13 protein-coding genes are annotated in these 24,515 nt (G+C 70.7%); 3 read left to right on the forward strand and 10 right to left on the reverse strand.

Annotation, left to right across the window (positions count from 1 at the left end):
• Nucleotides 1-161 precede the first annotated feature (161 nt).
• The 4 genes from ACSDR0_RS12105 to rplM all read right to left on the reverse strand — a co-directional run bounded on the left by ACSDR0_RS12105 (nt 162) and on the right by rplM (nt 15,187).
• The gene (locus ACSDR0_RS12105; RefSeq protein ID WP_435288878.1) at nt 162-12,275 is read right to left on the reverse strand and encodes a putative Ig domain-containing protein; all 12,114 of its coding nucleotides are present in this window, start codon (nt 12,273-12,275) and stop codon (nt 162-164) included.
• Nucleotides 12,276-12,793: 518 nt separating this feature from the next.
• Nucleotides 12,794-14,149: a phosphoglucosamine mutase gene (glmM, locus tag ACSDR0_RS12110; protein ID WP_435288879.1), complete on the reverse strand. Its 1,356-nt coding sequence runs from the start codon at nt 14,147-14,149 to the stop codon at nt 12,794-12,796.
• A gap of 3 nt (nt 14,150-14,152) precedes the next feature.
• The gene (gene rpsI, locus ACSDR0_RS12115) at nt 14,153-14,674 is read right to left on the reverse strand and encodes a 30S ribosomal protein S9 (RefSeq protein WP_435288880.1); all 522 of its coding nucleotides are present in this window, start codon (nt 14,672-14,674) and stop codon (nt 14,153-14,155) included.
• Between the two features lie 69 nt (nt 14,675-14,743).
• Nucleotides 14,744-15,187: a 50S ribosomal protein L13 gene (gene rplM / locus ACSDR0_RS12120; protein WP_344746717.1), complete on the reverse strand. Its 444-nt coding sequence runs from the start codon at nt 15,185-15,187 to the stop codon at nt 14,744-14,746.
• A gap of 647 nt (nt 15,188-15,834) precedes the next feature.
• Here rplM and ACSDR0_RS12125 point away from each other — a divergent pair.
• The 3 genes from ACSDR0_RS12125 to ACSDR0_RS12135 all read left to right on the forward strand — a co-directional run bounded on the left by ACSDR0_RS12125 (nt 15,835) and on the right by ACSDR0_RS12135 (nt 20,085).
• Nucleotides 15,835-16,530, forward strand: coding sequence for a CAP domain-containing protein (locus tag ACSDR0_RS12125; protein ID WP_435288881.1), 696 nt, complete (start codon nt 15,835-15,837; stop codon nt 16,528-16,530).
• A 35-nt stretch (nt 16,531-16,565) separates the two neighbouring features.
• Nucleotides 16,566-17,495 carry a hypothetical protein gene (locus ACSDR0_RS12130; RefSeq protein ID WP_435288882.1) on the forward strand — a complete coding sequence of 310 codons (930 nt, stop codon included), beginning with the start codon at nt 16,566-16,568 and terminating at the stop codon, nt 17,493-17,495.
• Between the two features lie 94 nt (nt 17,496-17,589).
• Entirely contained in the window at nt 17,590-20,085 is a 2,496-nt protein-coding gene (locus tag ACSDR0_RS12135) for a hypothetical protein (RefSeq protein WP_435288883.1), read from the forward strand.
• Here ACSDR0_RS12135 and truA read toward each other — a convergent pair.
• From truA to rpsM, 6 genes are all read right to left on the reverse strand, one after another.
• A complete protein-coding gene (gene truA / locus ACSDR0_RS12140; protein ID WP_435288884.1) occupies nt 20,075-20,962 on the reverse strand; it encodes a tRNA pseudouridine(38-40) synthase TruA in 888 nt (295 codons plus the stop codon). The two genes, ACSDR0_RS12135 and truA, sit on opposite strands and share 11 nt — an antisense overlap.
• A gap of 167 nt (nt 20,963-21,129) precedes the next feature.
• Nucleotides 21,130-21,654 carry a 50S ribosomal protein L17 gene (gene rplQ, locus ACSDR0_RS12145; protein ID WP_435288885.1) on the reverse strand — a complete coding sequence of 175 codons (525 nt, stop codon included), beginning with the start codon at nt 21,652-21,654 and terminating at the stop codon, nt 21,130-21,132.
• A gap of 151 nt (nt 21,655-21,805) precedes the next feature.
• Nucleotides 21,806-22,822 carry a DNA-directed RNA polymerase subunit alpha gene (locus ACSDR0_RS12150; protein WP_089210160.1) on the reverse strand — a complete coding sequence of 339 codons (1,017 nt, stop codon included), beginning with the start codon at nt 22,820-22,822 and terminating at the stop codon, nt 21,806-21,808.
• Nucleotides 22,823-22,921: 99 nt separating this feature from the next.
• Complete coding sequence (rpsD, locus tag ACSDR0_RS12155) at nt 22,922-23,548, reverse strand: 30S ribosomal protein S4 (protein ID WP_030912875.1); 627 nt, start codon at nt 23,546-23,548, stop codon at nt 22,922-22,924.
• 20 nt (nt 23,549-23,568) lie between these two features.
• Nucleotides 23,569-23,973: a 30S ribosomal protein S11 gene (gene rpsK, locus ACSDR0_RS12160; protein ID WP_012887860.1), complete on the reverse strand. Its 405-nt coding sequence runs from the start codon at nt 23,971-23,973 to the stop codon at nt 23,569-23,571.
• A gap of 45 nt (nt 23,974-24,018) precedes the next feature.
• A complete protein-coding gene (rpsM, locus tag ACSDR0_RS12165) occupies nt 24,019-24,399 on the reverse strand; it encodes a 30S ribosomal protein S13 (protein WP_362678418.1) in 381 nt (126 codons plus the stop codon).
• Nucleotides 24,400-24,515: the final 116 nt, after the last annotated feature.

The following is a 24,515-nucleotide window of genomic DNA, read 5'->3' on the forward strand; positions in this document are numbered from 1 at the left end:
TACGGGATGAGTGGTGTGCGGTGAGAAGTCGTTCGTGAGCCCCGACGGACGCCAATGGATACCGACGGACACCGACGGACACCGCCCGGAGGCCGCGCCCCGACAGAAGCCGCGCCTCGAAAGACGGCGCCCCGAAAGGCCTCGTGTCGAAAGGCGGCGCGTCATTTGGCCGTCGCGACGTAGGTGAGCGTCGCCGAATAACTGCCGACCAGGACAAAGGGGATGTCGGCTTCGAAGTCGTTGACGATGGCGTCTCCGCTGGGCGAGGACGGGACGTCCTGTTCGTGGACGAGCACCGGGGTGGTGCGCGAGATGGTGTGGAACTCCGACGTGCCGTTCTCGCGCACGCGCAGGTTCCCGACCGGGATGGTGGCGGTGTTGCCGGGCTCGTTCGAGGTGAGCTCGGCGGAATCCGCCCGCACGGTGACGATGTAGCCGTCGAAGCTGTTCGTGATGACCGTCATGCTCACGGCCCCGATGTTCCTGACGGTCGAGTCCGGGAGGCCGGCCATGGTGAAGTCGCTGGTCAGATTTATGAGGGTGATGCTGGTGGGGGTCACGGCGATCACGACGGAGCAGCCGGGATCGGTGCCGCCGGCAGGGCAGGTGCTGCCCGTCGTCGTCGAGGTGACCCGGTTGTCGAGCTCGGCGTCGCCGGTGTCCGGGTCGTCGACGGTGACGCTGAAGGTGACGACGGCGCTGGCGTCCACGGGCAGGTCGCCGGTCCAGGTCAGCGTCGGCTCCGTGTAGGTGACGTTGCCGGCGGTGGCGACCGCGTCCCCGTTGTACGCGGCGTCGTCCAGCACCCCCGCCAGCGAGTCGGCGAACGTGGCGACGGTGTAGGGGGTCTCACCGGTGTTGACGACCGTGATCGTGTAGCGGACGGTCTCCTCCGCGACGACGTCACCGCTGGTGTCGGCGACCTTGGTGATGGTGAGCTCGGGGATGAGGACGGTCACGGTCACGACGCAGCGCGGGTCGGTCCCGCCCGTGGGGCAGGTCGAGCCGGGAACGGAGGAGACGGCGGTGTTGGTCAGAATCCTGTTCCCCGACCCGGGGTAGGCCACGTCCACCGAGTAGGTGATCGTCACCGCGGCGCCGACCGCCAGGTCACCGGTCCAGGTCAGCGTCGGCTCCGTGTAGGTGACGGCGCCGGCGGTGGCGACCGCGTCCCCGTTGTACGCGGCGTCGTCCAGCACCCCCGCCAGCGAGTCGGCGAACGTGGCGACGGTGTAGGGGGTCTCACCGGTGTTGACGACCGTGATCGTGTAGCGGACGGTCTCCTCCGCGACGACGTCACCGCTGGTGTCGGCGACCTTGGTGATGGTGAGCTCGGGGATGAGGACGGTCACGGTCACGACGCAGCGCGGGTCGGTCCCGCCCGTGGGGCAGGTCGAGCCGGGAACGGAGGAGACGGCGGTGTTGGTCAGAATCCTGTTCCCCGACCCGGGGTAGGCCACGTCCACCGAGTAGGTGATCGTCACCGCGGCGCCGACCGCCAGGTCACCGGTCCAGGTCAGCGTCGGCTCCGTGTAGGTGACGGCGCCGACGGTGGCGACCGCGTCCCCGTTGTACGCGGCGTCGTCCAGCACCCCCGCCAGCGAGTCGGCGATCGTGGCACGGGGGTAGTCGGCCTCGCCGGTGTTGACCGCGGTGATCGTGTAGGCGACGGTGCCGCCCGCGACGACGGTGCCGGTGGCGGCGTTCTTGGTGATCGTCAGCTCCGGCACGAGGATGCTCACGAACGCGGTGCACGCCGTCGCGGCACCCACGGCCGGGCAACTGCTCCCCTGGGAGCCCGAGGTCGCGATGTTGCTGAGAAGCTTGTCGCCGAGGGCGCCGACGTCGTGCACCGTGACCGAGTAGGTGATCGTGGCGCTCGCGCCGACCGCGAGATCGCCGGTCCAGGTCAGCACCCCGCCGGTGTAGTCCAGGACACCGGTGGTGGCGACGGCGTCCGCGTTGTAGTCGGCCTCGTCCAGCAGGGGCGCCAGCGAGTCCGTGACGCTCGCCGCGTCGTACGGGGTCTCACCGGCGTTGGTGACGACGATCGTGTAGCCGACCGTGTCACCGGGGGTGGTGGTCGGCGCGTCGGCGGTCTTGACGATGTTCAGGGCCGGGATGAGCACGGTGACGCTCGCGCTGCAGGCGGGCGCGGTGGAGCCCGCCGGACAGGTGCTTCCCGGTGCCGCCGAGGCGACGACGCCGGTCATGTCCCTGTCCCCGGTGCCGGGGTCGCCGGCGGTCACGGTGAAACCGGCGACGGCCGTCGCCCCGGGCTCAAGCGCGCCGGTCCAGGTCAGCGTGGAACCCGCGAGGCCGATCGCGCCGGTCGTGGCGGTCGCGTCCCCGTTGTAGACCGCGTCGTCCAGCGTCCCGGCCAGCGCGTCGGTGACGATCACCCCGGTGTAGGGCGTCTGGCCGGTGTTGGCGATCGTGATCGTGAACCGCACGGTGCCGCCCGGGGTCGTGGTCGCCCGGTCCGCGACGGTGGAGACGGCCAGCGCGGGGATCAGGACCGTCACCGTCGAGGTGCAGGCCGGATCGGTGCCGCCCGCCGGACAGGTGCTGCCCGGCGCGGGCGACACGGCGACCCCGGTGAGAACCCTGTCGCCGTTGTCCGGGTCGTTGACGGTCACCGAGTAGCCGACGACCGCCGACGCGCCGACCGCGAGATCGCCGGTCCAGGTCAGCGTGGAACCCGCGAAGCCGACCGCGCCGGTCGTGGCGGTCGCGTCCCCGTTGTAGACCGCGTCGTCCAACACCCCGGCCAGCGCATCGGTGACGATCACCCCGGTGTAGGGCGTCTGGCCGGTGTTGGCGATCGTGATCGTGTAGCCGACCGTCCCGCCCGGCGTGGTGGTCGCGGTGTCGGCCACGTTGACGATCCTCAGGGCCGGGACGAGCACGGCGACGAACGTCGTGCACTGCGCGACGGCCCCGGTGGACGGGCAGGTGCTGCCCAGCGTGTCGGAGAAGACCTCGTTGATGATCGACTTGTCGCCCGGATCGGGGGCGAGCACGGTGACCGAGTAGGTGATCGTCGCGGTCGCGCCGATCGCGAGATCCCCGGTCCAGATCACGTCGGGGCTGGTGAAGACGACCGTTCCGCTCGTGGCCGTCGCGTCCCCGTTGTAGACGCTGTCGGGAAGCACCGCGTCGAGCTGGTCGGTCACCGTCGCCCCGGTGTACGGGGTCTCGCCGGTGTTGGCGACAGTGATCGTGTAGATGATGGTGCCGCCGGGATTGACCGTGGCCCTGTCGGCGCTCTTGGAGACGTTCAGGACGGGAGTCAGCACGGTCACGGTCGAGGTGCAGGCCGGGTCGGCGCTCCCGGCCGGGCAGTTGGTGCCCGGGGTCGCCGAGACCGCGACGGCTCTGAGGACCTTGTTCCCGGGGTCCGGATTCATCACGGTGACCGAGAAGGTGACGGTGGCGGTGGCGCCGACCGGCAGGGAGCCCTCCCATATCCCCTCACCGCTCCCGGCGTCGACGCTGAAATCGCCCGGCGTCGCCGTCCCGTCGCCGTTGTAGACCGCGTCGTCGAGGACGTCGTCAAGCAGGTCGCGCGCGACGACGCCGGTGTACGGCGTCTGCCCGGTGTTCGCGATCGTGATCGTGTAGTTCACCGTCCCGGTCGGGATGACGGTGGTGACGTCCGCCGAGTTCGTGATCGTGATCCTGGAGATCAGGACCTCGCTGGAACAGCGGGAGTCGGTGCCGCCGACCTGGCAGATGGTGCCCGGCGTGGTGGAGGTGACGGCGTTGGACAGCCTCTGGTCGCCGGTCCCGGGGGTTTCGCTCGTGACGCTGTAGGTGATGACGGCCGCCTGGCCCGGGTTGAGAGCGCCGCTCCAGGTGATGGCCTGGCCGGCGAAGGCCACCGTTCCCCGCGTGGCCGTCGCGTCGCCGTTGTAGACCGCGTCGTCCAGCACCCCGGCCAGCGCGTCGGTGAGGTTCGCCGCCCCGAAGGGAACCTGGCCGCTGTTGGTGGCCGTGATCGTGTAGGCGACCGTCCCGCCGGGCGTGATCGAGGCCCTGTCCGCCGTCTTCACGATCGTCAGGACCGGGGTGAGGACGATGACCCTCGTGCTACACGCCACGTTGCCGCTGGCGGGCGGGCAGGTGCTGCCCGCCTCCGTGGAGGAGGCCGCGTTGGTCAGGAGCTTGCCCGCCGTACTGACGCCGCCGGCGGTGACCGAGTAGGTGACGGTCGCGCTCGCCCCGACCGCGAGATCACCGGTCCAGGTCAGGACCTGGCCCGCGAAGGTGACCATGCCGCTCGTGGCCGTCGCGTCCTCGTTGTAGGCCGCCTCGTTCAGCACTCCCGCCAGCGAGTCGGTGACGGCGGCGTCGGTGTACGGGGCCTCCCCGCTGTTGGCGATCGTCAGCGTGTAGGCCACCGCGCCTCCCGGAACCACCGCGGTCCTGTCGGTGACCTTGGTGATCGTCAGCTCGGGGACGGTCACGGTGACGACGAGGGTGCAGCCGGGGGAGGCCGCCGCCGGACAGCCGCTGCCCTGCGCCGCGGAGGTCACGGAGAGGGGGATCACCTTGTCGCCCAGATCGGGATTGTTCACCGTGACGCTGCCGGTCAGCGTGACGCTGCCGCCCACGGGGATGTTGCCGGTCCAGGTCAGCCCGTCGAGGCCCAGCGTCAGCGACCCGGAGGTGGCGACCTGGTCGCCGTTCGGGACGGAGTCGTCGACGCCTCCGACCCCCTCGAACAGGACGCTGATCCCGAAGTACGGTGTCCGTCCCGTATTGGTCATCACCGTGGTGTAGCGCACCACCTCGCCTGGCAGGTAGGTCGCCTTGTCGGACGTGAGCACGATGGCGAGGCTCGCCACGGTCACCGTCTCCGCGCAGCGGGGGTCGGTGCTCGCCTCGGCGCAGTTGCCGCCCACCGAGTCCGACACCAGCGTGTTGGAGAGGATCCCGTTCCCGGTATCCGGCACGTTCGCCGTCACCGAGTAGGTGACCGTGGTCGACCCCTCGGCCGGGACGGTCCCGATCCAGGTCAGTTCGGGTTCGGTGTAGGTGACGGTGCCGACCCCCGCCACGGCGTCACCGTTGTAGGTGGCGTCGTCCAGCACCCCGGCCAGCGCGTCGGTGAACGTCGCGCCGGCGTACGGCGTCAGCCCGCTGTTGCTGATCGTGACGGTGTAGGTGACCACCTCGCCCTGGGCGACCGAGGTGGTGCTCGCGACCTTGTCGAACGTCAGCGTGGTCGCCTCGGTGACAGGGACGAAGGTGCGGCAGCGGGGGTCGGTTCCGCCGGACGGGCAGTTGCCGCCGGGGGTGGCGGAGGTGATCGTGCTCACCAGGTTCAGGTCGCCGGTCACCGGGTTGTCGACGGTGACCGTGTAGGTGATCGTCGCGCTCGCGCCGGGAGCCAGGTTCCCCGTCCAGGTCACGTCGGACCCGGCGAAGCCGACCGTGCCGGTCGTGGCCGTCGCGTCGGCGTTGTAGGCCGCGTCGTCCAGCACCCCGGCCAGCGCGTCGGTGAACGTCGCCCCCGTGTAGGGGAGCTGCCCCGTGTTGGCGGCGACGATCGTGTAGGTGATCGTGCTTCCCGGCACCGCCGTCGCGGGGGCGGCGGCCTTGGTGATCGTCAGGGCGGGGACGAGCACGATCACGGTGCTGGTGCACCGCGAGTCGCCGCTCGCCGGGGCGCAGTTGCTGCCGGTGGTGGGTGAGGAGATCGTGCCGGACAGGGCCCTGTCGCCGGTGTCGGGGTTGTTCACCGTGACCGAGTAGGTGACGGTCGCGCTCGCGCCGGGAGCCAGGTTCCCCGTCCAGCCGACGGCGGAGCCGGCGAAGGTGGCCGTGCCCGTCGTGGCCGTCACGTCCCCGTTGTAGGTGGCGTCGTCCAGCACGCCCGCCAGAGAGTCGGTGAACGTCGCGCCGGTGTAGGGCGCCTGTCCCGAGTTCAGGACGGTGACCGTGTAGGTGACGGGAGCTCCCTGCACCGTGGCGACGGTGTCGGCGGTCTTGGTGATCGTCAGGCCGGGAACGAGCACGTTGAGCGTGGCCGTGCAGCGGGGGTCGGTGCCGCCGGACGGGCAGTTGTTGCCGGGAGCGGCCGAGACCAGGGTGCCGGTGGCGACCAGGTTGCCGGTGGACGGGTTCTTCAGCGTCAGGGTGCCGGTGACGGTGACGACGCCCCCGACGGGGATGTTGCCCGTCCAGGTGATGCCCGTGGCGTTGAGGACGAGCGTGCCCGAGCCGGCGACCTGGTCGCCGTTGGGGATGGCGTCGTCGACGGTGTCGCCACTGGCGGCGAAGACGCTGATCCCGGTGTAGGGGACCTGGCCGGTGTTGGTGAACGTGGCGTTGAGGGTGATCGTCGAACCGGGGGTCGCACCGGCCTGGGTGTAGCTCTGCTCCAGCACGAGGCGGGCCACCGGCACCGAGACCGCGCACCGGGGATCGGTGTTCCCCACCGGGCAGTTGCTTCCCCTGGTCGGCGAGACGACGGTGTCGGAGAGCAGGGCGTCCCCCGGGTCGGGGTCGCGCACGGTGACGGTGTAGGTGATCGTCGCGCTCGCCCCGACCGCCAGGTCACCGATCCAGGTCAGCGTGGACCCGGCGAAGCCGACCGCGCCGCTCGTGGCCGTCGCGTCCGCGTTGTACGCCGCGTCGTCAAGCACTCCGCCCAGCGCGTCGGCGAACGTCGCCCCCGTGTAGGGCGTCTGCCCGGAGTTGGTGACGGTGACCGTGTAGCCGACCGTGGATCCGGGTGCCGTCGTGGTGGCGTTCGCGGTCTTGACGGTGGTCAGCTGGGGCACGAGGACGGTCACCGTCACGGCGCACGCGGGGGCGGTGCCGCCGGGCGGGCAGGTGCTGCCGGGCGCGCTCGACACCAGCGTGCTGGTCATTCGCTTGTCCCCGGGATCGGGGTCGAGGACGGTCACCGAGTAGTTGATCGTCGCGCTCCCTCCCACCGCGAGGTCCCCGGTCCAGGTCAGGTTGGAGCCGGCGAAGACGACCGTGCCGCTCGTCGCGGTCGCGTCCGCGTTGTAGACCGCGTCGGTGAGGACCCGGGCCAGCAGGTCGGTGACGGCGGCACCGGTGTAGGGGGCCTCCCCGGTGTTGGCGACCGTGACCGTGTAGCCGACGGTGTCGCCGGGTGTGGCGGTCTGGGTGTCGGCGGTTATCCCCAGGGTCAGCTCCGGGACCAGGACGGTGATGACGGTGAAGCAGGTGGGCGCCGTCGCGCCGAGGGTCGGGCAGGTGCTGCCGGGCGCGTCGGAGGTGAAGGAGGTCCTCAGGAGCTTGTCGCCGGTGTAGGGGTCGTTGACGGTGACCGTGGCGGTGATGGTGACCGTGGCGCCGACCGCGACGTCGCCCGTCCACAGGAGCGAGCCGTCCGGGAGCACGTCGAGGCTGCCCGAGCTGGTGACCAGGTCGCCGTTGTAGGTCACGTCGCCGAACAGGTCCGTGACGCCCAGCATGGCGCTGATGCCCGTGTAAGGGGTCTGCCCGGTGTTGGCCAGCGCGAACGTGTACGACACGACGTCACCCGGGAGCGCGGTGCTCGACGGGGTCGCGCTGGTCACCGTCAGCTGCGGGACGAGGACCGTCACGCTGCCGGCGCACCGGGGGTCGCCGCTTCCGACGGCGCAGTTGCTGCCGGTGGTGGGCGAGGTGACCGTGCTGGTGAGCGTCCTGTCCCCGGTGTCGGGATCGTTGACGGTGACCGAGTAGGTGACGGTGGCGGTGGCGCCGACCGCGAGGTCACCGGTCCAGGTCAGCGTGGACCCGGCGAAGCCGGCCGTGCCGCTCGTGGCCGTCGCGTCCGCGTTGTACGCCGCGTCGTCCAGCACCCCGGCCAGCGCGTCGGCGAACGTCGCCCCCGTGTAGGGCGTCTGCCCGCTGTTGGTGACCGCGACCGTGTAGCGCACGACCGAGCCGGGGGTCGTGGTCGACACGTCCGCCGTCTTGGTGATCGTCAGACCGGGGACGAGGACCGGGACGTTGGTGAGACAGGCCGGCGCCTGGTTGCCCGCCGGGCAGTTGCCTCCCGGCGCGGTAGACGTGATGGAGGTGCTCAGCAGCCGGTTTCCGGCGTCGGGGTTGTTCACCGTGACCGAGCCGGTGACCGTGACCGACGCGCCGAGGGCCAGGTTTCCGGTCCAGGTGATGGTGCCGTCGGGGTTGAGGACCGCGCCGCCCGACGTCGCGGCGAGGTCGCCGTTGAACGTGGCGTCGTCCAGCACCCCGGCCAGGGAGGCGACGAAGCTCGTCCCGGTGTAGGGCGTCTGACCCGTGTTGGAAGCGGTGAACGTGTAGCTCACCACCGATCCGGGGGTCGTGCTGCTCACGTTCGCGCCGCTGGTGATGGTCAGGGCCGGGATCAGGACCGCGACCGTGGCGGTGCACTGCGGGCCGGGGTTCCCCGGCGGGCAGGTGCTTCCCGGGGCGCCGGAGGAGATCGTGCCGACGAGGCTGCGGTCGCCGGTGTCGGGGTTTCGCACCGTGGCCGAGTAGGTGACCGTCGTGCTCGCGCCCGGCGCGAGGTTCCCGGTCCAGGTCAGGGTGGAGCCGCTGAACGACAGGACGCCCGTGGTCGCGGTCGCGTCGCCGTTGTAGACCGCGTCGTCCAGCACCCCGGCCAACGGGTCGGCGAACGTCACCCCGGCGTAGGGGGTCTGGCCGGTGTTGGTCGCCGTGACGGTGAAGAGGACCGTACCGCCGGGCGTCGTCGTCGTGGCGTTGGCGGTCTTGACGATGGACAGCCCCGAGACGGTCACCGTGGCGGAGCACCGGGGGTCGGTGCCGCCCGCCGGGCAGATGCTGCCGACCGTCGGCGAGGTCACCGCGTTGGCCAGCACCTTGTCGCCGGGGTCGGGGGTTCGCACCGTGACCGAGTAGGTGATGGTCACGGTCGTGCCGGCCGCCACGTTTCCGTTCCAGTTCAGGGTCTGGCCGGTGAGGGAGACCGATCCCCCGGTGGCGACCGCGTCGCCGTTGTAGACCGCGTCGTCCAGCACGTCCGCCAGCGGGTCGCTCACCGTCACCCCGGTGAAGGCGCTCGCTCCGGTGTTGTTCACGGTGATCGTGTAGCCGATCGTGCCGCCCGGAGCCACCGAGGAGGTGCTGGCCGTCTTCGTGATGACCAGCGGGCCGGCCGTGACGACCAGCGTCGCCGTCCTGGTGTCGGCCTGGCCGTTCGCGTCGACCACCCGGAAGGTGACCGGGTAACTGCCGCTCGCGGTCGGGGTGCCCGACAGCACGCCTGTGGAGGCGTTCAGCGTCAGCCCCGGCGGCAGGCTGCCCGCGCTGACCGACCACGTGTAGGGCGTGACCCCTCCGCTGACCGTCAGCGGGACGCTGTAGGCGACCCCGACCTGACCGGCCGGTGGCGCGTTGAAGGTGAACGTCGGCAACGGCGCGATGACCAGGCTCACCGTCCTGGTGTCGCTCTGGTTGAAGGCGTCGACCACCCTGACGGAGAAGGAGAAGGTGCCACCCGTGGTCGGGGTGCCCGACAGCACGCCGGTGGAGGTGTTCAGCGTCAGCGCCGGCGGCAGGCTACCCGCGCTGACCGACCACACGTACGGCGCCGTACCGCCGGTGACCGTCAGCGGGACGCTGTAGGCGACGTTCACCTCACCACTCGGTGGCGCCGGGAACGTCAGCACCGGCAGCGGTGCGATGACCAGGGTGACCGCGCGGGTGGTGCTCACGTTGCTCGCGTCCGTCACCTGCGCGGTGAAGGAGTGACTGCCGCTCGCGGTCGGGGTGCCCGACAGCACGCCTGTGGAGGCGTTCAGCGTCAGCCCCGGCGGCAGGCTGCCCGCGCTGACCGACCACACGTACGGCGCCGTACCGCCGGTGACCGTCAGCGGGACGCTGTAGGCGACGTTCACCTCACCGGCCGCCGGCGGGGCGAAGGTGAACGCGGGCGAGGCGTTGGGGACGACGGCGGCGGAGGACAGGGACGGCAGGCCGGGGCCCGCCGCGTTCACGGCGGAGACGGTGAACGTGTACGAGGTGCCCGGTGTCAGGCCGGTGACGGTACGGGTCGTCGCGGTGCCGCTGAACGTCTGGGCCGGCTGCGCGACGCCGCCGATGTAGGGCGTGACGACGTAGCCGGTGATGGCGCTGCCGTTGCTCGCCGGTGCCGTCCAGGTGAGGTTCGCCGAGGAGGTCCCGGCCGTGACCGCGGTGATGGTGGGCCGGCCGGGGACGTCGTAAGGGACGGCCGCGTTGGAGGCGGGGCTGGCCAGGCTCGTGCCGACCGCGTTCACCGCGGCGACGGTGAAGGTGTAGGACGTGCCCGCGGTCAGGCCGGTCAGCGTCCTGCTGGTGGCGGAGGCGTCGAAGGCCACCGGGGTCTGGGCCACGCCGCCGATGTAGGGCGTGACGACGTAGCCGGTGATGGGGCTGCCGTTGCCGTCCGGCGCCGCCCAGGTCACCGTCGCGCTGGTCACCCCGGCCACCGCCGTGGGCGCGGCGGGCCTCGCGGGGGCGGAGGTGTAGGTGTAGGCGGCCTGCGCGTCCAGCCCCTGGGTGACGACGTTGACGTTCACCGCGGCGGCCGATGCCCTGGCGGGCATGGAGGGGATGGTCAGCGTGCCGTTGGCGTTGATCGTGAAGCAGCCGGTGGTGACCCCGGAGGGGCACGGCAGCAGGACGACCGGGGTTCCCGCCGCCTGCTGGGCGGTGGTGCCGATCTCGATGGCGGTGGCGTTGGAGATGTTCGTACCGCTCACGATCACCGTGTTACCGCCGGCGATCGTGCCCGAGGTCGAGCTCAGGGAGATGCCGCCGGGCGCCGCCGGCAGCGTGCCGGCGGTCGTCGTCGTCGAGTAGGCGGGGTTGGCGTCGACCGACGACGCCGTGGCCACGGTCGTGCTCTGGATCAGTGCCGGCGTGACACCGCTCCCGGTGACGATGCCCACCACGGTGAGCGGCGGCAACGTCTGCGACGGCAGGAAGGGGGCGTTGCTGTTGGTGCACGTCACCGACCGCCCGGACGGCGCCGCGCAGACCCACCCCGTGCCGTACGCGCCCACGGGCACCGTCCCGGCCGGCAGGGTCTGGGTCACCGAGACCGGGGAGGTCTCCGAGAGGCCGGGGGCGACGCCCGCGACGACGCTGTAGGTCACGGGGGCGCCCGGCTGCAGCGTCGCGGCGTTGTAACCGGTCTGCGCGATGGTCAGCTCGGGAACCGCGCTGATCGTGGCCACCTTGGCGTTGTCGACCTCGTGGAAGTCGGTGATGGCACCGGTGGAGGCCACCCACCCGAACGCCAGCTGTCTGGGGATCCCGTTGGCGTTCAACCAGGACACCGGGAAGAGTCCCGCGGGGACCGTGGGCAGGGTGCCGGTCAACGTCCTGACCGCGCCGCCGACCAGGGTGACCACCACCCTGTAGCTGTTGGCGGGAACCGTCAGGCCGGCGGCGGTGGTGAGGACCGTGTTGGTGGGGTTGATGCCCACCTGGACCGGGACGGCCGTGCGGATGGCCGATCTCAGCGGGAGAGCGGTGGAGCTCGTCGAGGTGGCCGTGCTGTTGATCGCGCAGTATCCGACGGTGCCGTTTCCCGGCCCGCGGATGACGATCTGGCCGGGTACCCGGGTGCTGCCCGACCCGATGTAGGCCGGGTTCGTGCAACCGCTCCCCTGGTAGGCGCCGTTGCTGAAGTTTCCGTACACGTCCAAGCCGACACCGAGATAGCCGTACGCCAGGCCGGGCAGGCTGGAGAAGGCGGAGTAGCCCAGCGCACCGCCCGACTGGCCGACGTTGGCCGGGGACACGGACGAGGCGGGGTCCACCGCGGCCAGGACGAAGGTCATCCCGTCGGCCCCCGACCCGCCGTACTGGTAGGTGTTGAACGTCACGTCCAGTCCCTGTGACGTCGGCACGCTGACAGCCCCGAGGAGCCCGCCGACCCTGCCGGTGGCCGCGTCCGTCAGGCGCAGTTTGCCCGAACCCGGGAGGTCCAGGCTGCCGGCGCAGCTGCGCAGGTTTCCCGTGCTGGAGTTGCCGGAGGCGGTCAGGCACGCCACGTTCGTGCCCGACTGGCCGGTCGGCAGCGCGGGCAGCACCACGGCGCCGAGCCCGTTGGGCGTGTTGTTGCGGAAGGGCTGGTCGAACAGGACCGTGCCGGCCGCCGACGCGGCCATGGGAGCCGGCGCGTTCAGCATGCCGGCGGCCATGCTCAGGACGAGCAGCCGGGCGAGGGCCCGCCCGCGCCTCGGCGACGGGCCTCCGATCATGCCCGCGAACCGGCCCGCCCGCGCCGGGCGTGGAACGTCACTCATCACGGTTATCGGAGGCCCCCGGACCGGTCGTCTCCGCCTGGCCGGGGATGCCGCCGGGAAAACCGGGAAGCGAAAGCACGACGCGGCACCCCTTCGATCGATCAACGATGTCGGCGGCCTTGCGCCGCGTGGGCATCGTGACGACCAGGGCGCCCCGGCGAACACCGGGACTCGTAGCCATTCGACACGATGAGCGGTTTCTCGGAGGGAATCCCTCTCCAACCACTAAAAGTGTCCGATCGACGACTCAGAGTGTCAATCAATGCGAAGGGTGGCGTGGCGCCGGACAAGACAGAAGTAAGGGACGGAAACAACAGAGCACATCAGGCAGGACAGATAGCGTGCGCTTTACCCGCGAGGGCGACGCCGGGCGCGAGACCCGGGCGACAGAAGCCGGCCGCCGCGAACCGGGCACGGAAACCGGACATCAAATACAAGATGCCCCGAACCAAACGACAAAAGCCGGGTACACGACAAAACACGGCCCGCACCAAAAGTGCGGACCGTGCTTCGATCGTTCAGACGCAGGCCGTACGGACGACGTCGGCCAGGCGACCGGCCAGCTGCTCGGCCTGTTCCGCCGAAGCGGCCTCGACCATCACGCGGATCATCGGCTCGGTGCCGCTGGGCCGGATCAGCACGCGGCCGGTCTCCCCCAGCTCCGACTCCGCGGCACTGACCGCGGCGGACAGCTCGGGAGCCGAGGCCTTGGACCGGTCGACGTCTCTCACGTTGACCAGGACCTGCGGCAGGCGGGTCATCACCGACGCCAGCTCGGCCAGCGACTTCTTCTGCCGCGCCACGACCGCCAGCAGGTGCAGCGAGGTCAGCAGGCCATCGCCGGTGGTGGCGTGGTCGAGCATCAGGACGTGGCCGGACTGCTCGCCACCCAGGTTGTAGCCGGCGGCCCTCATGGCCTCCAGGACGTAGCGGTCGCCCACGGCGGTCTCGACGACGTCGATACCGGCGTTCTTGAGCGCGATCTTGAAGCCCAGGTTGGACATGACCGTCGCCACCACGGTGTCGCCGATCAGCTTCCCCTCGGCGTGCATGTCCATGGCCAGCACGGCCATGATCTGGTCGCCGTCGACGATCTCGCCGGTGTGCGAGACGGCCAGGCAGCGATCCGCGTCGCCGTCGTAGGCGATGCCCACGTCCGCGTTGCGGGAGACCACGATCTGCTGGAGCTTGTCCAGGTGGGTGGAGCCGACCCCCGCGTTGATGTTGAGACCGTCGGGGCGCGCCCCGATCGTCTCCACGGTGGCCCCGGCCCGCAGCAACGCCTCGGGAGCCACCATGTGGGCGGCGCCGTGGGCGCAGTCGAGGACCACGTTCAGGCCGTCGAGACGGCCGTCCACCGTGGACAGCACGTGGGACACATAGCGGTCGGCCTCACCGTACGCCTCGCGTACGCGGCCGACCGAGGCACCGACAGGACGCTCCCACTTCTCGCCGAGCCGCTGCTCGATCTCGTTCTCCACCGTGTCGGGCAGCTTGTAGCCGCCTCGGGTGAGGAACTTGATCCCGTTGTCGGGGGCGGGATTGTGGGAGGCGGAGATCATCACGCCCATGTCGGCTCTGAGAGCCGTCGTCAGGTAAGCGACCGCCGGGGTGGGCAGCACGCCGAGCCGGAGAACGTCCACGCCAGACGACGCGAGGCCGGCGACCACCGCGGCCTCCAGGAATTCTCCTGAAGCCCGAGGGTCCCGGCCCACGACGGCGACGGGACGGCCTCGCCGCCCGACGCTGGCGTTGAACGCCCCGGCATCGCCGAGGACATGAGCCGCGGCCACGGACAGGTCCATGGCGAGCTCGGCCGTGAGGTCGCGTCCAGCGACCCCACGTACCCCGTCGGTGCCAAAGAGGCGCCCCAACGCTTAACGCTTGCTGTACTGCGGAGCCTTGCGGGCCTTCTTGAGGCCGTACTTCTTGCGCTCGGTGGCGCGGGCGTCACGGGTCAGGAAGCCGGCCTTCTTGAGCGGGGCGCGGTTGACCTCGACGTCCAGGGCGGTCAGCGCGCGGGCGAGGCCCATGCGCAGGGCACCGGCCTGGCCGGTGACGCCGCCGCCGCTGATGCGGGCGATGACGTCGAACTGGTCCTCGGCACCGAGCACCACGAAGGGCTCGTTGACGATCTGCTGGTGGACCTTGTTCGGGAAGTAGTTGTCAAGCGTACGACCGTTGATCGTCCACTTGCCGGTGCCCGGCACGATGCGCACGCGGGCCACGGATTCCTTGCGGCGGCCCGTACCGTACGAGTTGCCGGTGGTGATGGGCTTGCGGACGGCGACGTCGCCGCTGGCAGTGGACTCGGAGGTGTACTCGGAGGGGAACTCCTCCGCGGAGTACGCTTCCTGCTCGCCCTCGACGGGCGTCTCGACACCGGTGGGCTCAGCCACGGTTCTCCTCTAACTTTCCTACTCGGCGTCGGCCATCGGCCAACGCTGCTGGCGACAAGCAGCTAGTGACTACTGGGCGATCTGGGTGAGCTCGAAAGACACCGGCTGCTGCGCCTGGTGCGGGTGCTCGGAACCGGCGTAGACCTTGAGCTTCTTGATCATCTTCCGGCCGAGGGCGTTCTTGGGCAGCATGCCCTTCACGGCCTTCTCGACGGCGCGGTCGGGACGCTTGTCCATGAGCTCGCCGTAGGTCATGGAGCGCAGACCGCCCGGGTAGCCCGAGTGCCGGTAGGCCTTCTTCTGCTCAAGCTTGTTACCGGTCAGCGCGACCTTGTCGGCGTTGATGACAATGACGAAGTCACCGGTGTCGACGTGGTTGGCGAAGGTCGGCTTGTGCTTACCGCGAAGCAGGATCGCGACGTGGCTGGCCAGCCGGCCAAGCACGATGTCAGTGGCGTCGATGATGTGCCACTGACGCTCGACTTCGGCAGGCTTGGGTGTGTACGTGCGCACGGTCGTATGCCTTCTTTGGTCGCGTCTTCGGCGCTGTCGGAGAGGACAGCAACATGGTCGGTAGGTGCGGGCACACGACAGCCCGGACCTTCCGTCTCCAGAAAAAGAGGAGATGACGCCGGACGCGCCGCGTATCGGTCTGCAGAGGAGACCAATTCGCACACAACGAACTAGCAGGATACCGGCGCGGGGGAGTGCTTGCAAAACGACATGACTCTCCGCCGGTGCCCCTGGCAGTCTACCCGCCGCCGGGCAGTGCCCGGGAACCGCCGCGCACAGGGCATCCGGCCCGCTCCCGAGATCTTCGCCCCCGCCCGAGAAGCGAGGTCGCCCGCGGAGCGGGGTCATCCGTGAACCGAGGTCACCCGCGGCCCCGGAACCGCCACGCACGGAGCCCGACGGCCACCGAAGGGGGCCACGACCAGGGCGGGGACCCCTCAGGCGCGGGGCCGGGACCCGATGACGCGGCGTTCCCGGCGGGAGGCGCCGGACGACGCTCCCGGGACGGCCGCACCGAAACCTTTCCAGAACGGTTTCAACCTGTTCTCAACATTCCCTTCTTCCTCACCACAAACATCTCTATCTTTGATAGCGGTATGTGGCAGCTTCCTCACCCCGGGCATACCCAGCGAGCGCGCCTGCGTCGTATGGGGGTGTTCGCGTGTCTGCTGGCGGTTCTGCTGGTCGGTTTCATCATCGGCCGGGGCAGCCGCGACGAACAGGCCGCCGACCAGATCTATCTGAACGACGCCGGGCCGGCGAGGCCCACACCCAGCGGCGCGCTGGCCGGGCAGGTCGAGCGCGCCCCGCTCGCCCGGGTCGCCCGCTCCACCACCACCCCCGTCCCCCAGGACCGGCGCCCGCGCCCCACCCCGAGCGCCGGCACGTCGCTCGGCGGCTCCGACGACGACGGCCCCTCCCGATACCTCCTCAACGGCGACGGCGACGGCGCCACCTCCGCCCTCGGCGCGATGGAGCGCGAGGTCGTCCGGCTCATCAACGTCGAGCGCAGGCGGGCCGGGTGCGCGCCGCTCCGGATCGACAGGAGGCTGACCGTGTCGGCCAGGAGGCACTCGGCCGGGATGGCGGCCGAGGGAAGTCTCTCCCACACCTCCGCCGACGGCACGTCCCCGTGGGAGCGGATGGAGACCACCGGTTACCGCGACGGCGGCGCGGAGAACATCGGGCGCGGCTACACCTCACCCGACGAGGCGGTGCGCAGCTGGATGGGGACCAGCGGCCACCGGCGCAACATCCTCAACTGCGAGCTCAGGGCCACCGGGGTCGGGGCGGTGCAGGGCGCCGACGGTCCCTGGTGGACCCAGGACTTCGGATACTCCTGAGCCAACCGGCTCCGATACCGGGCTACGCTCGGCGCATGGGTTTTCCCGTGGAGCCGCCGCGCCGCCAGCCTTACAACCGGCCTGACGCGTCGCCGCCCGCACAGGGCCAGCACTGGTTCGACGCCTCGCCGAACAACCGCCCCCCCGAGCCCCCTTCGCAGGCCACCCGGCCGCAGGAACGGCCCGCGGAACCGCCCAGAGAACGACCTCGCCAGGAGATGTGGAGCCCGTACGACGAGGGGCCCCGCTCGCGCCGCCCGATCTTCATCGCGGCCGGGGCGTTCGCCGCGCTGGTCGCCGCGGGCATCGGCCTGGCCATGCTGGCCAACTCCGACCCCGCCCCGGTGCCCGGCGCGACGGGCCCCACCGCCCAGGCCCCTCTCGTGCCGCCCGCCGACACCGCGAAGGGCAAGTTCGGCTTCGCCTCCTCCCGCGCCACCGACCCGCACCTCCTCACCCTGAACGAGGTGTTCAAGCGCCAGAAGGTGAGGATCGGCGGGCAGACCTACCTGATGACCACGCACAGGACCGACAAGAAGTGCGACAAGGCGGTGGTCGGGGCCAAGCTCCAGAAGGCCCTCATCGCGGCCAAGTGCAACCAGCTCCTGCGCGCCAGCTTCCGCGACGCCTCGGGGAAGATCATCGGCACCGTGGGGGTCGCCAACCTCAAGACGTCGGCGGGAGCGTCCAAGGTCGTCGCGGTCGGTTCCGGCAAGGAGCGGGAGGAATACATCAAACCGCTGCCAGGTGAGGATAAGGTCACCAAACTTCTCGGCACCGGCGAGGCGTTCGTGGGCGAATGGCGCCACGGGCACTACGCCGTGATGGTCTGGTTCCAGTACAAGGACGGCCATCTGCCGAAAAAAACCGAGGTCAAGAAGCTGAACCAGGCGGCCTTCGGCGCGGCGGACGCGACCGTCACCCCGGCCCTGGAGTCACGATCGCTGACCGGAAAACGTCCCTGACCATGGGGTCATACTGCCGTTTTTAGGCACGAATCCGGCAGACGATACGGCCATACCCGCATGGCGATCTCCGGCTGTCGCTAGGCTGCGTCGTATGCGTGGCCAGGAATCCGGGTCCGAGCACCAACGTGAAGCCGAGGGTTCGGCAGCACCGGCGACGCCGCCGCCGAGTTTCGGCCAGCCCTCGCCCCACGTGCTGCGGACCGATCTCACAGGTGACGACCAGCCCCACAGCCCCTCCGCGTGGCCGGAGGTGACCCCGGGGGCGGCTCAACCATGGACGGTTCCCGGCGACGGGGCCGCCTACGACTGGTACGCCCAGCCGGAGGACGACCCGCCCGCCCCCTGGCCCGGCCCCGCGCACTCCGCGCCCCGGCCCGGACCGCTCCCGTATCCGGAGCCCTCCGGCTCCCCGCGACCCGAGTCCTTCCCGGAGTCCTCCGACCCCGCCGGGACCGGGTTCCCGCCCGGCCCCTCAGGGCACCCCCGGCCGGACCTCCCCCGCGAGCCCTCGGACTCGCGGGCAACGTCCGGCCCCTCGGGTCCCACCTGGTCCGAGTTCTCCCGGCCCGATCCGGCCCCCCCGGCGTGGGTCAACTCCCCCACGCCCCCGGAGCCCTCCCCGCCCGCCTGGCCCGCCTCACCGAACACGGCCGATCCTTCGAGCCCGTCCCGGCCCGGCGCCCCCGCCCCGGACGCGACCTCGCCCGCCTGGCCGGCCCCGCCTTCGGACCCGACCTCACCGGCCGGGCCGCCCCCGCTCCGGGACGAGACCACCTCGCCCGCCTGGCCGTCCCCCTCCGACCGGCCGTCCGCGCCCTGGCCCGGCACCCCCGGGTCGGCCGATCCTCCCGGCCCGGCGTGGCCCGGCGCCTCCGACGCCCTCGCCCCCGAGGCCACCTCACCGGCCTGGCCGCCCCCGCTCCGGGACGACTCCTCCCCCAGATGGCCGGCCGAACCCGCCGCCCCCCCGCGGCACGGCGGGATCGGCGAGGGCGAGCGCCACGAGCACGGGGGTCCCGCACCGCGGGACGACCAGCCGCTGTCCACCGCGCCCATCGTGCCGGGGGCACCGCCCTGGCAGCCGCCCCCCGCCTTCACGGCCGCCGCCGCGGGCATGCAGGTCTGGCCCTCGTCGGGCCAGGAGGCCCCCTGGCCCGCCGCGACCGGCGAGCCGGTGTGGACCGACCCCGAGGAGAGCGCCGCCCGCCCGGGAGAGCCCGGCGACATCGCCGTCTGGCCGCCGGACGCCGCCCCCCATCAGGAGCCGGGCGCGGACGGCGACGCCACGATCGACGTCCGCGCCACCGGGCCCGGCGCACCGGGGCAGCCCGAGCAGGGGCACATACCCCCACCCCGGCAGGGTCCGCTCCAGCAGGGCCCGCCCGCCCACCAGACTCCCGCGCAACCCCCTTCGCATGCCTTTCAGCAGGCCGCCGCGCCCTCATCGGCCGGTCCGCGCGACGAGGTCCTTCCCGCTCCGTCCGGCCCCGTCCCGGCGGCCGGGCCCTCCATGCCCGCGCCCGTGGCCCAGCCGGTCACGGGGCCAGAACCGGAGCTGATCTCGCAGGTGCCCGCGCCCCCCTTCGAACAGGCCACCCGCGACCTGACACCGCCCCAGGCGGCCGGTCCCGACCCTGCGGCGCAGCCCTTCTCCCCCTCGGACCAGGCGACCCCGCCCGGCGGCATCCCCGTCGTCACCGGCGCCGCCCCGCCGTTCCCGGTTCTCCCTCCTCCACCGGTGACCTCCTCGGCGGCGGGCGAGCCGTCGACGGTTCCCGAGGGCGGGCCCGCGACGACGCGCGGGGCGTTCACCCCGCTCTCGGCGTTCACCCCCGAGCCCCCGCCCCCTCCCCCCGCGCCCTCCCGCAGCAGGGCCAGTACGACGCTGCTCGCCGCCGTGGTCGCGGTCGTGGTGGTCGGCATCGGCACCGGGGCCTTCTTCGCCTACCAGTCGTTCAGCGCCAAGCAGTCGGCGAACGCGACGGATCCGATCCCCAGCTCGGGGACCCTCGATCCCACCGACAACCTGGACATCAGCGGCGAACCCGAGCCGATCAACACCACGATGCTCAACTCCGAGAAGACCGACCCGGGCACGATGACCGTGGCCGATGCCTTCGGCAAGAAGGTGTCCGTGGCCGGGACGACGTTCAAGCGGGTCAAGACCAACGTCACCGAGCAGTGCCAGAAGGCCGCGTCCGGCAGGTTCGCCGACACCCTGCGCACCCAGGAGTGCCGCCGCGTGCTGCGGGCCACGTACGTGGACAGCAAGCGGAAATACGCCGTGACCACGGGGATCGCCGTGCTGCCCACCCGCGAGTCCGCGGTCGCGGCCGACAAGGCCAAGAATCTCGACAGCAACCTCTGGTTCCGCGGCCTGCCCTCCGCCGCCGGCACGGGAGGCGAGCGGGTGCACATCGCCGGCGGCTACGCGGCCGGGATGGTGTGGGGCCGCTACATCGTGTTCAGCTACGCCACCTTCAGCGACGGCCACACGCCGACCGCCAAGGAGAAGGCCCTGGGCAAGGTCAGCGGCGCCTTCCGCGACCAGACCGCGAAGGTCGTGGAGCGCCGCGTCACGAACTGAGCGTCCGCACCCGGCGGGTCTCCGCGGCCCGCCGGGCGAGCTCCTCGGCGCCGGGATAGCGCACCTCCTCCAGGCAGAGCCCGTGCGCGGGCGCGACGTGCACCCCCGAGTCCCGTACGGCCCGCGCCAGCACCCCTCCCGGCCAGTCGATCGGGAGCCGGCCCTCGCCGACGGGCAGCAACGATCCGACGAGCGCCCGGACCATGGAGTGGCAGAACGCGTCGGCCATCACCGTCGCGACGACGAGCCCGTCCTCACGGGCCCAGTCGAGCCGCTTGAGCTCGCGGATCGTGGTCGCGCCCTCGCGTTTCTTGCAGAACGCGGCGAAGTCGTGCTCGCCGAGGAGGGCGGCGGCGGCCGCGTTCAGCCTGTCCACGTCGAGGGGCCTGTTGTACCAGACGACCTCGCGGCGGCGGAGCGGGTCGACGCCCCCCGGGGCGTCGGAGATCCGGTAGGCATACCGCCTCGACAGCGCCGAGAACCGCGCGTCGAAGCCCTCAGGAGCCACCGTGACGAGATGGACACGCACATCGGGGGGCAGGACTCCGGCGAGCCTCCTGCGCATGGCAGAGAGCCTCTCGTCGAGCTCCCCCGAGGATCCCGGCTCCGGGCCCCCGCCCACGGCCTCCCCTCGGCGCTCGCGGCCGTCCAGCGCGCCGAGTGCGCCGGGGTCCAGATCGACGTGGGCCACCTGGCCACGGGCGTGCACGCCCGCGTCGGTCCGCCCGGCCACGGTCAGCGACGGAGGCTCGGGAAGCCGCAGGATCCTGCCGAGCGCCTCCTCGATCTCCCCCTGGACCGTACGCCGCCCGGGCTGCTTGGCCCAGCCGGAGAAGTCGGTGCCGTCATAGGCGAGATCCAACCTCAGCCGTACCACGATGGTTCCTTTCTGAGACTCTCACGGGCTTTCCGGGCCTCCCTTGAAACTCCCGGGGACATTCCGGAAGACCGTCAGGGGGACTCCCGGGAAACCGTCGGGAGAACGGAAAAGGCCCGGCGCCCCCCGTGGAGGGGGTGCCGGGCCCGTTCACGGGGCCTGAGAGATCAGGCGTTGTCCTTCTTGGCCTCGGTCTCCTCGGCGGGAGCCTCGGTCGTCTCCTCGGCGGTCTCGGCCTTGGTCTCCTCGACCTCGGCCTCCTTGACCTCCTCCGCCTTGGGCGCGGTGGCCTGGGCGGCGGCGGCCGGGGTCTGGCCGACCTTGACCGTGTTCAGCGGCTCGGACACCAGCTCGATGACGGCCATGGGGGCGGCGTCGCCCTTACGGAGACCGATCTTGGTGATCCGGGTGTAGCCGCCGGGACGCTCGGCGAAGGTCGGGGCGATCTCGGTGAAGAGGTGGTGGACGACGCTCTTGTCCTTGACGATCGTCAGCACCTGGCGACGGTTGTGCATGTCGCCCTTCTTCGCCTTGGTGATCAGCTTCTCCGCCACCGGACGCAGACGCTTCGCCTTGGCCTCGGTGGTCTTGATCCGGCCGTGCTGGAACAGCTGGGTGGCGAGGTTCGCCAGGATCAGCCGCTCGTGGGCCGGGCTGCCGCCGAGACGGGCACCCTTACTGGGCCTAGGCATTACGTTCTCCTTGGGAGTAAACCCGCCCCGGCCGTACGAGGTACCGGGGTCGGGCCGGGGGCCCGAAGGCCCCCGTCATCGTGAAACTCGGTGACACCCGGCGTGACGAGGGGTCACCCGGTGTCGCGGGACGTCCGGGACGTCCCGGAACTCAGTACTGCTCGGTCTCGACGTAGGCGCTGTCGTCGTCGTCGTAGCCGCCGCCGGCCACCGCGCTCGGGTCGAACCCGGGCGGGGAGTCCTTGAGCGCCAGCGTCATCTCGTGCAGCTTCTGCTTGACCTCTTCGATGGACTTGGCACCGAAGTTTCTTATGTCGAGAAGGTCCTGCTCGCTGCGGGCCACGAGCTCACCCACGGTGTGGATGCCCTCGCGCTTGAGGCAGTTGTAGGAGCGGACCGTGAGGTTCAGCTCCTCGATCGGCAGCGCCAGGTCGGCGGCCAGGGCCGCGTCCGTCGGCGACGGGCCGATGTCGATGCCCTCGGCCTCGACGTTCAGCTCGCGGGCGAGACCGAACAGCTCGACGAGGGTCTTACCGGCGGAGGCCACCGCGTCGCGGGGCTTCATGCACGGCTTGGTCTCGACGTCCAGGATCAGACGGTCGAAGTCGGTGCGCTGCTCGACTCGCGTCGCCTCGACCTTGTAGGTGACCTTGAGCACCGGGGAGTAGATGGAGTCGATCGGGATGCGACCGATCTCCTGGCCCGGCTGCTTGTTCTGCGCGGCGGAGACGTAGCCGCGACCGCGCTCGACGGTCAGCTCCATCTCCAGCTTCGCCTTGCCGTTCAGGGTGGCGATGCGCAGCTCGGGGTTGTGCACCTCGACACCGGCCGGGGGCGCGATGTCGGCGGCGGTGACGTCACCGGGGCCCTGCTTGCGCAGGTACATGACCACGGGCTCGTCGTGCTCGGAGGAGACGACCAGGTCCTTGAGGTTCAGGATGATGTCGGTGACATCCTCCTTGACGCCCGGCACGGTGGTGAACTCGTGCAGCACACCCTCGATGCGGATGCTGGTCACGGCCGCGCCCGGAATGGACGACAGCAGCGTGCGGCGCAGCGAGTTGCCGATGGTGTAGCCGAACCCCGGCTCCAGCGGCTCGATGATGAACTTGGACCGGGTCTCCTCAAGGGATTCCTCAAGGAGGGAGGGACGCTGAGCGATCAGCATGTGAAATCTCCCTTGCATGGCGGCGCCCGCTATTTGACGCCGCTCGAACAACAGCATAGGTGCCGTGCGGCAGATCGCCGCACGGCACCTGAGGAGCCGCTACTTGGAGTAGAGCTCGACGATCAACTGCTCCTGGACCTGGGTGTCAATCTGCTGACGGACCGGGAGCTGGTGGACCAGGACGCGCAGCGCGTCCGGGACGACGCCGAGCCACGCCGGGTACGTCTTGTCACCGGCGGTGGCGCGGGCCACCTCGTAGGGCAGGAGGTTGCGCGACTTCTCGCGGACCTCGACGATGTCGTGCTCGCGCACGCGGTACGACGGGATGTCGACCTTCTTGCCGTTCACCAGGATGTGGCCGTGACGGACCTGCTGGCGGGCGGCGTCGCGCGACTCCGCGAAACCGGCGCGGTAGACCACGTTGTCGAGACGGCTCTCCAGGATCTGGAGGAGGTTCTCGCCGGTCTTGCCGGTCTTGCGGTTGGCTTCCTCGTAGTAGTTGTGGAACTGCTTCTCGAGGACGCCGTAGATGCGGCGGGTCTTCTGCTTCTCACGAAGCTGGAGCTGGTACTCAGACTCCTTGGGACGGCCGCGACCGTGCTCACCCGGCGGGTAAGGACGGATCTCGATGGGGCACTTCGCGGACTCACACTTCTTGCCCTTGAGGAAGAGCTTGGTCTTCTCCCTGCGGCAAAGCTTGCAGTCCGCACCCGTATAACGAGCCATTTTCTATCTTCTCCTGGGCGTCAGACGCGACGGCGCTTGGGCGGACGGCAGCCGTTGTGCGGCACGGGGGTGACGTCCTGGATGGACCCGACCTCGAGCCCGGTCGCCTGCAGCGACCGGATCGCGGTCTCACGGCCGGAGCCGGGGCCCTTGACGAATACGTCGACCTTGCGCATGCCGTGCTCCATGGCGCGGCGGGCGGCGTTCTCCGCGGCCATCTGCGCCGCGAACGGGGTGGACTTACGAGAGCCCTTGAACCCGACGTGGCCGGCGCTGGCCCAGGAGATCACGTTCCCACTCGGGTCGGTGATCGAAACGATCGTGTTGTTGAACGTGCTCTTGATGTGGGCGTGCCCATGAGCGACGTTCTTCTTTTCCTTGCGGCGCACCTTCTTGGGTGCACCCTGGCGGCTCTTAGGAGGCATTCTTTGCCTTCACTCCTGAGGTCTTCGGTCCTGCGGCTACGCGGACTACTTCTTACCGGGCTTCTTCTTGCCGGCCACGGTCTTCTTCTTGCCCTTACGGGTGCGTGCGTTGGTCTGCGTGCGCTGACCGTGCACGGGAAGGCCACGGCGGTGCCGAATGCCCTGGTAGCACTGAATCTCGATCTTGCGACGGATGTCGGCCTGAACTTCGCGACGGAGGTCACCCTCGATCTTGTAGTTCGCCTCGATGTAGTCGCGCAGCGGCACCAGCTCTTCGTCGGTGAGCTGGTGAACCCGCAGGTCGCCGTTGACGCCGGTGGCCTGAAGGGTTTCGAGCGCACGAGTGCGGCCGATTCCGAAAATGTAGGTGAGAGCGATCTCCAGCCGCTTGTCGCGGGGGAGGTCTACACCAACCAGGCGAGCCATGGTCGGGCATTCTCCTTCGTTATGGCGGAGGTCCTGCGCCTCACTTCCCCTCCCCATGCCCGGGGTGAGGGCCCCGGCCTCCGACCGGGGGTCTCCTGCGGGGTACGGCGTGAGCC

This window comes from Streptosporangium sp. G11 (assembly GCF_051192615.1).
Taxonomy (GTDB): Bacteria; Actinomycetota; Actinomycetes; order Streptosporangiales; family Streptosporangiaceae; genus Streptosporangium.

What these genes read in the sequence shown, in the direction of transcription:
- rplQ (WP_435288885.1), bottom strand. Translation starts at nt 21,654, where the DNA reads ATGCCTAGGCCCAGTAAGGGTGCCCGTCTCGGCGGCAGCCCGGCCCAC.
- ACSDR0_RS12150 (WP_089210160.1), bottom strand. Translation starts at nt 22,822, where the DNA reads ATGCTGATCGCTCAGCGTCCCTCCCTCCTTGAGGAATCCCTTGAGGAG.
- ACSDR0_RS12135 (WP_435288883.1), top strand. Translation starts at nt 17,590, where the DNA reads ATGCGTGGCCAGGAATCCGGGTCCGAGCACCAACGTGAAGCCGAGGGT.
- ACSDR0_RS12125 (WP_435288881.1), top strand. Translation starts at nt 15,835, where the DNA reads ATGGGGGTGTTCGCGTGTCTGCTGGCGGTTCTGCTGGTCGGTTTCATC.
- rpsM (WP_362678418.1), bottom strand. Translation starts at nt 24,399, where the DNA reads ATGGCTCGCCTGGTTGGTGTAGACCTCCCCCGCGACAAGCGGCTGGAG.
- rpsK (WP_012887860.1), bottom strand. Translation starts at nt 23,973, where the DNA reads ATGCCTCCTAAGAGCCGCCAGGGTGCACCCAAGAAGGTGCGCCGCAAG.
- rpsD (WP_030912875.1), bottom strand. Translation starts at nt 23,548, where the DNA reads ATGGCTCGTTATACGGGTGCGGACTGCAAGCTTTGCCGCAGGGAGAAG.
- ACSDR0_RS12130 (WP_435288882.1), top strand. Translation starts at nt 16,566, where the DNA reads ATGGGTTTTCCCGTGGAGCCGCCGCGCCGCCAGCCTTACAACCGGCCT.
- ACSDR0_RS12105 (WP_435288878.1), bottom strand. Translation starts at nt 12,275, where the DNA reads ATGAGTGACGTTCCACGCCCGGCGCGGGCGGGCCGGTTCGCGGGCATG.